Genomic DNA, 11846 nt, shown 5'->3' on the forward strand with positions numbered 1-11846 from the left:
GCCACATCCACACGCTCGAACCCCATCGGTTTCCACCCCGAGGAGTCCCCGTGCCGACACATCCCGCGAGCCACGACCCGGCCCCGTACCGCCCGCCGTTCGCCACCGAGGAATTGAACCGGGAGGGCTGGGACCGAGCGGCGGTGCGGCTGCTCGCGAAGATGCTCGGTGAGTTCGCCTACGAGGAGGTCGTCGAACCCGCACGGCAGGAGAAGGGGTCCGTGGGAAACACCCACGGTTACACCCTGCCGCTCGACGACGGCGGGCAGCTGAGCTTCCGCGCGCGCCGCGGGGTCTACGGAAGCTGGCGCGTCGACCCGGAGTCGATCCGCGAGGGCGGCGCGGACTCCGGCGGTATCCCCTTCCGCGACCCGCTGCACTTCCTCGTCCGCGCCCGCCGCCTCCTGGGCCTGGACGGGGCCACCCTGGGCCACCTTGTACGCGAACTCACCGCCACGCTCACCGCCGACACCCGCCTCGACCGCTCCGCGCTCCCGGTGGCGCGGCTCGCCGACCTCCCGTACGCCGAACTCGAAGGGCACCAGACGGGACATCCCTGGCTGGTCGCCAACAAGGGCCGCCTCGGCTTCTCCGCCGCGGATACCGCCCGCTTCACCCCGGAGGCGCGCTCCGCCACCACGCTGCCCTGGATCGCCGTCAGTACCCGGATAGCCGGCTATCGGGGAGTCGGCCGCCTCGCCACCCCCGGACAGCTGTACGACCAGGAACTGGACGCGCCGGTCCGCGCCTCGTTCGCCGCAGTGCTGCGCGGCCGTGGCCTCGATCCCGGCGACTACCTCTTCCTGCCGGTCCACCCCTGGCAGTGGGACGAGTGGATCGTCCCCCTCTTCGCCCCGGCGCTCGCGGACGGCCGGATCGTGCCCCTCCACGCGGACGGCGACCTCCGGCTGCCGCAGCAGTCGATCCGCACGTTCAGCAACGTCGGCCGTCCCGACCGGCACACCGTCAAGCTGCCCCTCTCGATCCTGAACACCCTGGTCTGGCGCGGTCTGCCGACCGAACGCACCCTCGCCGCCCCCGCGGTCACCGCCTGGGTCCAGGGGATCCGCGACTCGGATCCCTTCCTGCGCGACAGCGGGGTCATCCTTCTGGGAGAGGTCGCCTCGGTAGCCGTCGAGCATCCCCTCTACGATCACCTTCCCGAGGTGCCGTACCAGTTCAAGGAGATCCTCGGCGCCATCTGGCGTGAGCCGCTGCCGCCACGGCTGGGCCCCGGGGAACGCGCCCGCACGCTGGCCTCCCTGCTGCACACGGACCCCGCTGGACGGTCCTTCACGGCCGAGCTGGTCACCCGGTCGGGGCTCACGCCGGAGGCCTGGCTGACGCGGCTCTTCGCCGCGCTGCTGCCCCCGCTCCTGCACTTCCTGTACCGGTACGGCACCGTGTTCTCGCCCCACGGGGAGAACGCGATCGTCGTCTTCGACGATCGGGACGTGCCGCAGCGCCTCGCGATCAAGGACTTCGTCGACGACGTGAACGTGAGTGCCCGGCCGCTGCCCGAGCACGGGTCGATGCCGGACGACGTCCGCGCCGTCCTGCTGACCGAAGAACCCTCCTTCCTCACCCAGTTCATCCACGCGGGGCTCTTCGTCGGCGTCTTCCGTTTCCTCTCCCCGCTCTGCGAGGAGCAGCTGGGGGTGCCCGAGAGCGTGTTCTGGTCACTCGTCCGTGCGGAGATCCTGCGCCACCACGCCCGTTTCCCCGAGCTGAAGGAGCGGTTCGAGACGTTCGACATGCTGACGCCGACGATCGAGCGCCTCTGTCTCAACCGCAACCGGCTGCACCTGGACGGTTACCGTGACAGGCCGCGGCGCCCGCACGCCGCCGTCCACGGAACGGTCCCCAACCCCCTGCATCCCACCGCGTGAGACCGGGAGTGACCGTCGATGTCAGTCCCGCGCCGTAGGGTGGACGCGCTATGACGAAGCCATCTCTCCCCGAGCTCCTCCACGCCGCCGTCACCGCCGTCGGCGGTACGGAACGGCCCGGTCAGGTCACCATGGCCGAAGCCGTCGCCGAGGCCGTCGAGGACAACGCACACCTCCTCGTCCAGGCCGGTACCGGCACGGGCAAGTCCCTCGGCTATCTGGTGCCGGCCCTGGCCCACGGGGAGCGCGTCGTGGTGGCCACGGCGACCCTCGCCCTCCAGCGCCAGCTGGTCGAGCGGGACCTCCCGCGGACGGTCGACGCCCTGCAACCACTGCTGCGCCGCCGCCCCCAGTTCGCGATGCTCAAGGGCAGGTCGAACTACCTCTGCCTGCACCGCCTCCACGAGGGAGTCCCGCAGGACGAGGAGGAGGGCCTCTTCGACCAGTTCGAGGCGGCGGCCCCGTCGAGCAGGCTCGGCCAGGACCTGCTGCGCATGCGCGACTGGGCGGACGAGACGGAGAGCGGCGACCGCGACGACCTCACACCGGGGGTGTCCGACCGTGCCTGGGCGCAGATCTCGGTCTCCTCGCGCGAGTGCCTGGGCGCCTCCAAGTGCGCGTACGGCGCCGAGTGTTTCGCGGAGGCGGCCCGGGAGCGGGCCAAGCTCGCCGATGTCGTCGTGACCAACCACGCCCTCCTGGCCATCGACGCGATCGAGGGCGCCCCCGTGCTTCCCCAGCACGAGGTGCTGATCGTCGACGAGGCCCACGAGCTGGTCTCGCGGGTCACCGGGGTCGCGACCGGTGAGCTCACTCCCGGCCAGGTGAACCGGGCGGTGCGGCGGGCGGCCAAGCTGGTCGACGAGAAGGCGGCCGACGCGCTCCAGACTGCTTCGGAGGGGTTCGAACGGGTCATGGAGCTGGCGCTGCCCGGCCGGCTGGAGGAGGTACCGGAAGACCTCGGTTACGCCTTGGCCGCGTTGCGTGACGCGGCGCGCACGGTGATCTCGGCCCTGGGCTCCACCCGCGACAAGTCCGTCCAGGACGAGGACGCCGTCCGCAAGCAGGCCATCGCGTCCGTGGAGTCCGTCCACGGTGTCGCGGAGCGCATCACCCAGGGGTCCGAGTACGACGTCGTCTGGTACGAGCGCCATGACCGCTTCGGCGCCTCCGTGCGGGTCGCCCCGCTCTCGGTGTCGGGGCTCCTGCGCGAGAAGCTCTTCGCCGACCGGTCGGTGGTCCTCACCTCGGCCACCCTGAAGCTGGGCGGGGACTTCAACGGCGTGGGGGCGTCGCTCGGGCTCGCTCCCGAGGGGATGGCGGGGGACGACATCCCCCAGTGGAAGGGCCTGGACGTCGGCTCGCCGTTCGACTACCCGAAGCAGGGCATCCTGTACGTGGCCCGGCATCTGGCCACGCCGGGGCGGGAGGGTTCCCGCGCCGACATGCTGGACGAACTGGCCGAGCTGGTGGACGCGGCGGGAGGCAGGACCCTCGGCCTCTTCTCGTCCATGAGGGCGGCCCAGGCGGCTGCGGAGGAGCTGCGGGGCCGACAGGACAGGCCCGTGCTGCTGCAGGGGGAGGAGACGCTCGGGGAGCTGATCAAGAACTTCGCGGCGGATCCCGAGACCTGCCTCTTCGGCACGCTGTCCCTCTGGCAGGGAGTCGATGTGCCGGGGGCGAGCTGCCAGCTGGTCGTCATGGACAGGATTCCGTTCCCCCGGCCGGACGACCCGCTGATGAGCGCGCGCCAGAAGGCGGTGGAGGAGGCCGGCGGTAACGGCTTCATGGCGGTCGCGGCCACCCACGCCGCGCTGCTGATGGCACAGGGGGCCGGCCGGCTGGTCCGTGCCACGGGTGACAAGGGCGTGGTGGCGGTGCTCGATCCCCGGCTGGCCAACGCACGGTACGGAAGCTACCTCCGGGCGTCGCTGCCCGACTTCTGGTACACAACGGACCGCAACCAGGTGCGGCGTTCGCTCGCGGCCATCGACGCGGCGGCCAAAGCCGCATCCTGAGCCGGGCGGAGCCCCTCTACCGTAAGGTCGGCAGCCGTCCCCGCGCCCGGCGGAGGAGCCGGAAGGCCGGGCCTTAGGCGCCGTGAGGACCGTGGACCGTGCGGCGGGAGCAGCAGACGGTTCAGGCAAGGGCCGTCCCGCATCCCGCGAGTCTGCGATGACGACGGCCATCGCCCGCTGCTTCCGCAGCGCATCCCGGACGCGAACGACCCCCCTCGCACCCGAAGGCGCGGCCCTGGCCGAGGGACTCCGCGCGGTACGGCCCGCACGGGCCTGAGCCTGGCGCCCCTGGCCGGGCGCACGCCGTACAGCACGTCCTCCGGGAAGCGCCGGCGTGAGGCGCGGAGCTCCGGGCTGTCGCGCGAGCGGGCGCACAGGGACCGGGACCGCCGGCACGAGACCACGGCACTGGCCCCGGATACACAGCACAAGGCCCCGGGACCGGCGCGGGGTCCCGGGGCCCAGCCGAACGCTGCGGCGGGGTCACACCCGCCGCAGCACCGCTACGACCTTGCCGAGGATGGTCGCCTCGTCGCCGGGGATCGGCTGGTAGGCGGAGTTGTGCGGGAGGAGCCACACATGCCCGTCCTCGCGCTTGAACCGCTTGACCGTGGCTTCGCCGTCCAGCATGGCTGCCACGATGTCCCCGTTCTCCGCGACGGGCTGACGGCGGACCGTGACCCAGTCGCCGTCCATGATCGCGGCCTCGATCATCGAATCGCCGACGACCTTCAGCACGAAGAGCTCGCCGTCACCGACCAGCTGGCGCGGAAGGGGGAAGACGTCCTCGACGGACTCCTCCGCGAGGATCGGTCCGCCGGCCGCGATCCGGCCGACCAGGGGCACGTACGACGCGGCGGGCTTCCCCGTGGTGTCCGTCGGCTGCGTGCTGGGCTGGTCCGATCCGCGGACCTCGTACGCCCGGGGGCGGTGCGGGTCGCGGCGCAGGAACCCCTTGCGCTCCAGGGCCATGAGCTGATGGGCGACGGACGAGGTGCTGGACAGCCCCACCGCCTGACCGATCTCCCGCATCGACGGGGGGTACCCCCGCCGCTGCACGGAATCCCGGATGACCTCGATCACGCGCCGCTGCCGGTCCGTGAGACCCGAGCTGTCCGCCCGGATGCCTGGAGGCCGTCCTGGCAAGGAGCGGCCGGGGCGCACGGGCTCCGGCCCCTCCGTGTTCGTGACTGAGTCATTCATGGCATGCACCGGCTCAAGTCGGCTCTGGGAGCGGTGGTCCTGCGCAGTGATGGTGGCACTGTCTGCGGTGGCGGTCACGTCGGCCCCTCTCGAATGGTCTCCCTAGCTAGGCAACGGTAGTAGCTTTCGAAAGGTTGCGCCAAACACACGTTCGAGTGAAAAACAAATAAAGGGCTGTTCCGGTCCTGCTGTGAGGTGTATGAGCGGGATTCGGTGGTCCTCGGCCGGTCGGTGGGACCCGGTGCCGCCACGGGAGCGGCCGCACCCTCTCGGGCACGGTGCCACGCTAGCGCCCGCGCGCTCGCGTGCGACGTCCGGGGGGTGGAACCGTCGTCCGTGCGGAGGGTGGGCGAGGGCTCGTCCGGGGTCGGCCGGCGCGCGTGTCCGGTGGCCGGCCGGCGAGGGCCCGGAGTCGTCCTCCGGTCGTGTCCAGGGGTGCGTGGAGGGCTCCTGCCGCCTGAACCTGGGGACCGCGCGTTTCCCGTACCCTCGTGCCGGGCCGTACGCTGCCTCCTGGCCGTCGGCCGGGCGCGACACGCGCTGGGGCGCTAGCGGAGTAAAACCCTAGATCTAGTGGTTGGATTGCCGCTGCCGCCCAGAACTAGTGGTCCCCGGTCCTTCAGGGTCGAGTCCATCGCCTATGCTGGGGGCTGCCTCGCAGGTCCGTGACGGAGCTGGGGAGGCCATTCAGTCGTGCTTGTGAAGGAGGGTTGAGAGACATGCACTGCCCCTTCTGCAGGCATCCCGACAGCCGGGTGGTCGACAGTCGCACCACGGACGACGGGACGTCGATCCGGCGGCGGCGCCAGTGTCCCGACTGCTCCCGTCGCTTCACGACGGTGGAGACCTGCTCGCTGATGGTGGTCAAGCGGAGCGGCGTGACGGAACCCTTCAGCCGCACCAAGGTCATCTCCGGCGTCCGCAAGGCGTGCCAGGGGCGTCCCGTCACCGAGGACGCCCTGGCGAAGCTGGGGCAGCGGGTCGAGGAGGCGGTCCGGGCGACCGGTAGCGCGGAGCTGACCACCCACGACGTGGGTCTGGCCATACTGGGCCCCCTCCAGGAACTCGACCTCGTCGCGTACCTGCGCTTCGCCTCCGTGTACCGGGCGTTCGATTCGCTCGACGACTTCGAGGCCGCCATCGCGGAACTCCGCGACCGGCGGCCTCCCCCCGGGGGGACGGGCGGCGAGAGCCTCGCCGTCCCCGCCCCCGCCGCTGTCGCGGCCGATTGACCGCCGAAGCCGTGCGGCGGAGGCGGTAGAGCCGCCGGACTGGCGGCACAAGACCTGCTCCGGGGCGCTGTGCGAGGCGTCCCGAGCATCAGACACAGACTGTGCCCTGGGAAGAACTGGGCACTTCAGGGCGTTTTTGCCCACATATGGGAGGCGGCATGACAGAGACGGCGAGCGGCCCGGCACGAGGTTCCCGTACCAAGGGAGCCAAGTCGACTGCGACCAAGCAGGGCCTGCGCATCGAGCGCATCCACACCACTCCCGGCGTGCATCCGTACGACGAGGTGGCGTGGGAGCGCCGTGACGTCGTCATGACCAACTGGCGCGACGGCTCGATCAACTTCGAGCAGCGTGGCGTCGAGTTCCCCGACTTCTGGTCGGTGAACGCGGTCAACATCGTCACCAGCAAGTACTTCCGGGGGGCCGTCGGCACGCCGCAGCGCGAGACCGGCCTGCGGCAGCTGATCGACCGGATCGTGAAGACGTACCGGAAGGCCGGCGAGGACTACCACTACTTCGCCTCTCCCGCCGATGCGGAGATCTTCGAGCACGAGCTGGCGTACGCGCTCCTGCACCAGATCTTCAGCTTCAACTCGCCGGTCTGGTTCAACGTCGGCACGCCCCAGCCGCAGCAGGTCTCGGCCTGCTTCATCCTGGCTGTCGACGACTCCATGGAGTCGATCCTCGACTGGTACAAGGAAGAGGGAATGATCTTCAAGGGCGGCTCCGGTGCCGGCCTGAACCTCTCCCGCATCCGCTCCTCCAAGGAACTGCTCTCCTCCGGCGGCAACGCCTCCGGCCCGGTCTCCTTCATGCGGGGCGCCGACGCCTCCGCGGGGACCATCAAGTCCGGTGGCGCCACCCGCCGCGCGGCCAAGATGGTCATCCTCGACGTCGACCACCCCGACATCGAGAACTTCATCGAGACGAAGGTGAAGGAGGAGGAGAAGATCCGCGCCCTGCGCGACGCGGGCTTCGACATGGACCTGGGCGGCGACGACATCACGTCCGTCCAGTACCAGAACGCCAACAACTCGGTCCGTGTGAACGACGAGTTCATGAAGGCCGTCGAGTCGGGCGGGAAGTTCGGGCTCCGCGCCCGGATGACCGGTGACGTCATCGAGGAGGTCGAGGCCAAGTCCCTCTTCCGCAAGATGGCCGAGGCCGCGTGGGCCTGCGCCGACCCGGGTATCCAGTACGACGACACGATCAACCAGTGGCACACCTGCCCGGAGTCCGGCCGGATCAACGGCTCGAACCCCTGCAGCGAGTACATGCACCTGGACAACACGTCGTGCAACCTGGCCTCGCTGAACCTCATGAAGTTCCTCAAGGACGACGGCGAGGGCCACCAGTCCTTCGAGTCCGAGCGCTTCGCCAAGGTCGTCGAGCTGGTCATCACCGCGATGGACATCTCGATCTGCTTCGCCGACTTCCCGACGCAGAAGATCGGCGAGAACACCCGCGCCTACCGCCAGCTCGGCATCGGCTACGCCAACCTGGGCGCCCTCCTGATGGCGACCGGCCACGCGTACGACAGCGACGGGGGCCGCGCGCTCGCCGGCTCCATCACCTCGCTCATGACCGGTACCTCGTACCGGCGGTCCGCGGAACTCGCCGCGGTCGTCGGCGCGTACGACGGCTACGCCCGCAACGCCGAGCCGCACCAGCGCGTCATGAAGCAGCACGCCGACGCCAACGCCGTGGCCGTCCGCATGGACGACCTGGACGCGCCGATCTGGGCCGCCGCCACGGAGGCCTGGCAGGACGTGATCCGCCTCGGCGCGAAGAACGGCTTCCGCAACGCGCAGGCCTCGGTCATCGCCCCCACCGGCACCATCGGTCTCGCGATGTCCTGCGACACCACCGGTCTGGAGCCCGACCTCGCCCTGGTCAAGTTCAAGAAGCTGGTCGGCGGCGGCTCGATGCAGATCGTCAACGGCACGGTTCCGCAGGCCCTGCGCCGCCTCGGCTACCAGCCCGAGCAGATCGAGGCGATCGTCGCCCACATCGCCGACCACGGCAACGTGATCGACGCCCCCGGTCTCAAGACCGAGCACTACGAGGTCTTCGACTGCGCGATGGGCGAGCGTTCCATCTCGGCCATGGGTCACGTCCGGATGATGGCGGCGATCCAGCCGTGGATCTCCGGCGCGCTGTCCAAGACGGTGAACCTGCCGGAGACGGCGACCGTCGAGGACGTCGAGGAGGTCTACTTCGAGGCGTGGAAGATGGGCGTCAAGGCGCTCGCGATCTACCGCGACAACTGCAAGGTCGGCCAGCCCCTCTCCGCCAAGAAGAAGGAGAAGGAGAAGGCCGAGGTGACCGCCGAGGCCGAGGGCACCATCCGTGCCGCGGTCGAGAAGGTCGTCGAGTACCGCCCGGTCCGCAAGCGTCTGCCCAAGGGCCGCCCCGGCATCACCACCTCCTTCACGGTGGGAGGGGCCGAGGGCTACATGACCGCCAACTCCTACCCCGACGACGGGCTCGGCGAGGTCTTCCTGAAGATGTCCAAGCAGGGTTCGACCCTCGCCGGGATGATGGACGCCTTCTCGATCGCCGTCTCGGTCGGTCTGCAGTACGGCGTGCCCCTGGAGACGTACGTCTCGAAGTTCACCAACATGCGCTTCGAGCCGGCCGGCATGACGGACGACCCGGACGTGCGGATGGCGCAGTCGATCGTCGACTACATCTTCCGCCGCCTGGCGCTCGACTTCCTGCCGTTCGAGACGCGTTCGGCCCTGGGGATCCACTCGGCCGAGGAGCGTCAGCGCCACCTCGACACGGGTTCCTACGAGCCCTCCTTCGAGGACGGGGAGGTCGACGCCGAGAGCCTGGCGCAGTCCGCTCCCGTCCAGGCCCAGCCGCTGAAGGCGGTCGCCGCGCCCGAGGAGAGCGCAGCGGTGAAGTCGGCGCCGAAGACGGCGCACACCTCGGCGGAACTGGTCGAGATGCAGCTCGGCATCAGCGCGGACGCTCCGCTCTGCTTCTCCTGCGGTACGAAGATGCAGCGGGCGGGCTCCTGCTACATCTGTGAGGGCTGCGGTTCCACCAGCGGCTGCAGCTGACACCTGCCCGGACAGGTGAAGGGGGCACCGGCTCACGGCCGGTGCCCCCTCCCGCGTTCCACCGGCACCTCGCCCCCTCCGGGCGGCCGTGGAGCAGCAGGGCGGCGCCGTCGCGGAAGGCCCGTGTCGTCATCAGGAGGCACAGGGGCGCGGCAGGAAGCCCGGGGACAACCGCCTGGCCGCGGTAAGACCCGCGGTAGGAGAGGCCGTCCCTGCCGGACACGGCCGGATGCCCGTGGAGGCGGTACCCGCCCGGGACCGGGCGGGTACCGCCTCCGGCTGCCGGGGACGGCGGGAGCCCCGGAGAGCGGCCGGGGAGGTCAGCCGGCGCGGCTCCCCATGGCCGCCGCGAACGCGTCGGGGTCCCCGTCGAATCCCCGCACGGCCGGGTGGAAGCCCCAGGAACCCGAGTCGTCCCGGGTGAAGTCCGCCACGACCGCGGCCGTGGCGTCCGGAACTCCCGAGAAGTCGTCCTCCGCCAGAGTCGTGTAGCCCTCGCGGATCTGCACGGCCGTGTGCTCTATCCGGTCGAAGGTGTTGCGGCCGTCGCGCTGCTGGATCGCGACGCCGACGACGACCCTGGCGTAGGCGTCGGACAGCCGGTCCAGCTCGATCGTCATCACCTCGTCGAAGCCGAACCCCTGCCCGGTCCTGCTGTCCCGGTCCAGGGTGATGGTGCCGTCCGGTGACCTGCTGTCGAAGTGCACGAGGTACACGGGGCTGCCGTAGAGGTCCCCCGTCCCGTACACGGCCGCGATGATGTCGAGGTCGTTGGCCGGTTCACCGGCCGGACTGGGGTCCCACTTGACCCTCACCTCGACCTTGTCGATGTCCTTCTTGGGCGTACTCATCGGACGTCCCCTCCTCGCTCCTGGACCGATGGACCTGTGCCACCTCAGATCATGTCGGCAACCGTCCGCGGATCCAACCGGCTTGGGAGCGGACGGCGTCTTCGGGCCATCTGCGGGCGTGCGCGCCCGGCCCGGGGGTGCGTCCGCCCCCCGGGCCGGTGCTCGGCGTGAGCCCCGCCACGTCCGGAGCCGTACGATGGCGCGGTGCTGGTCAAGTGGACTCGCTGCACCGTGGTGGACCGTCATGGGTTCGAGCGGGGGCAGCGGAAGTGGGCGGGGCTGTCCGGGGAACCGGGCTTCATGGGGCAGAGCGGCGGCTGGAGCCGGCGGCGTCCCGATGTCGCCCATCTCTTCGCGTTCTGGGAGAACCGGGTCTTCTACGACTCGTTCATGGCGCGCGAGCACGACCGGCGGGCCGCCGCGCAGTCCGGTGGTCACAAGGACATGCAGGTCAAGCTCTTCGAGTACCGGTTCGACGTGAAGACCGGATTCGAGCCGGAGTTCACCGACGCCGATGTGATCAGGCTGGCGCACAGCCGCGTGTACGAGGACCGCGTCGAGCACTTCACGCTCATGCAGCAGAAGGTGTGGAACCCGGCGATGGCCGGCTCTCCCGGCATGCTGCGCGGCCTGTTCGGGGAAGCGCCGGGCCACGAGTTCCTCGTCCTGTCGATGTGGCAGTCGAGCGCCGAACGGGGCAAGTACCGCCCCGAGAGCATCGCCCGGCTCTCGTCGCGGGCGGAGACCGACCGCGACGTGGAGACACTGACGGGCGACGTGGTGCGGCTCGAGCCCTCCTGGACCGTCTGACCATCCGGCCCGGCCGCCCCCGGCGGCCCGGAGCGCGCCGTCGCCTTGGTCACATACGCGGGCCGGTGGCCCGTGCGACTGCTCGGTCGCGCCACGGGGCCCTTAGGGTCGGGGTATGGCACGACCGCAGCGCATCGTCCTCGTCCGGCATGGTGAGTCCGAGGGAAACGCCGACGACACGGTGTACGAGAGGGAGCCCGACCACGCCCTGGGGCTCACGACGACCGGGCTGCGCCAGGCCCGGGAGACGGGCCGCACGCTGCGCGAGCTGTTCGGCGGTGAGCGGGTCAGTGTCTACGTGTCGCCCTACCGGCGCACCCACGAGACCTTCGAGGCGTTCGGCCTCGACCCGGAGCACGTGCGGGTCAGGGAGGAGCCCAGGCTGCGCGAGCAGGACTGGGGGAACTGGCAGGACCGGGACGAGGTCCGGCTGCAGAAGGCGTACCGCGACGCGTACGGCCACTTCTTCTACCGCTTCGCACAGGGGGAGTCCGGGGCCGACGTGTACGACCGGGTCGGCGCCTTCCTGGAGAGCCTCCACCGCAGCTTCGAGGATCCCGACCATCCGCAGAACGTCCTGCTGGTGACCCACGGACTGACCATGAGGCTGTTCTGCATGCGCTGGTTCCACTGGTCCGTGGCGGAATTCGAATCCCTGTCCAATCCCGGTAACGGCGAGAAGAGAGTGCTGCTGCTCGGCGAGGACGGCCGCTACACCCTCGACCGGCCCTTCGAACGGTGGCGTACCCCCGAACCGTACGGACGTACCGGATAG

8 protein-coding genes are annotated in these 11846 nt (G+C 70.4%); 6 read left to right on the forward strand and 2 right to left on the reverse strand.

Annotation, left to right across the window (positions count from 1 at the left end):
- Positions 1-50 precede the first annotated feature (50 nt).
- Positions 51-1889 carry an IucA/IucC family protein gene (locus BA175_RS00265; RefSeq protein WP_069169131.1) on the forward strand — a complete coding sequence of 613 codons (1839 nt, stop codon included), beginning with the start codon at positions 51-53 and terminating at the stop codon, positions 1887-1889.
- A gap of 50 nt (positions 1890-1939) precedes the next feature.
- The gene (locus BA175_RS00270; RefSeq protein WP_069169132.1) at positions 1940-3907 is read left to right on the forward strand and encodes an ATP-dependent DNA helicase; all 1968 of its coding nucleotides are present in this window, start codon (positions 1940-1942) and stop codon (positions 3905-3907) included.
- Between the two features lie 483 nt (positions 3908-4390).
- Here the strand turns inward: BA175_RS00270 and lexA are convergent, their stop codons facing one another.
- Positions 4391-5188: a transcriptional repressor LexA gene (gene lexA / locus BA175_RS00275; RefSeq protein ID WP_069169133.1), complete on the reverse strand. Its 798-nt coding sequence runs from the start codon at positions 5186-5188 to the stop codon at positions 4391-4393.
- A gap of 641 nt (positions 5189-5829) precedes the next feature.
- On the opposite strand from lexA, the gene nrdR reads away from it, so the two are divergent.
- Positions 5830-6342 carry a transcriptional regulator NrdR gene (nrdR, locus tag BA175_RS00280; RefSeq protein ID WP_069169134.1) on the forward strand — a complete coding sequence of 171 codons (513 nt, stop codon included), beginning with the start codon at positions 5830-5832 and terminating at the stop codon, positions 6340-6342.
- Positions 6343-6500: 158 nt separating this feature from the next.
- Positions 6501-9410 (forward strand): vitamin B12-dependent ribonucleotide reductase, encoded by a 2910-nt coding sequence (locus tag BA175_RS00285; RefSeq protein WP_069170255.1) that lies wholly within the window; start codon positions 6501-6503, stop codon positions 9408-9410.
- Between the two features lie 320 nt (positions 9411-9730).
- On the opposite strand, the gene BA175_RS00290 is transcribed toward BA175_RS00285, so the two are convergent.
- Positions 9731-10261 carry a TerD family protein gene (locus BA175_RS00290; RefSeq protein WP_069169135.1) on the reverse strand — a complete coding sequence of 177 codons (531 nt, stop codon included), beginning with the start codon at positions 10259-10261 and terminating at the stop codon, positions 9731-9733.
- A gap of 204 nt (positions 10262-10465) precedes the next feature.
- Between BA175_RS00290 and BA175_RS00295 the strand changes: the two genes are divergently transcribed.
- Together BA175_RS00295 and BA175_RS00300 are read left to right on the forward strand one after the other, a co-directional pair.
- Positions 10466-11071 carry a YdbC family protein gene (locus BA175_RS00295; RefSeq protein ID WP_069169136.1) on the forward strand — a complete coding sequence of 202 codons (606 nt, stop codon included), beginning with the start codon at positions 10466-10468 and terminating at the stop codon, positions 11069-11071.
- A gap of 115 nt (positions 11072-11186) precedes the next feature.
- Entirely contained in the window at positions 11187-11846 is a 660-nt protein-coding gene (locus BA175_RS00300; RefSeq protein WP_069169137.1) for a histidine phosphatase family protein, read from the forward strand.

The organism is Streptomyces griseus (assembly GCF_001715295.1).
GTDB classification, from domain to species: domain Bacteria; phylum Actinomycetota; class Actinomycetes; order Streptomycetales; family Streptomycetaceae; genus Streptomyces; species Streptomyces griseus_G.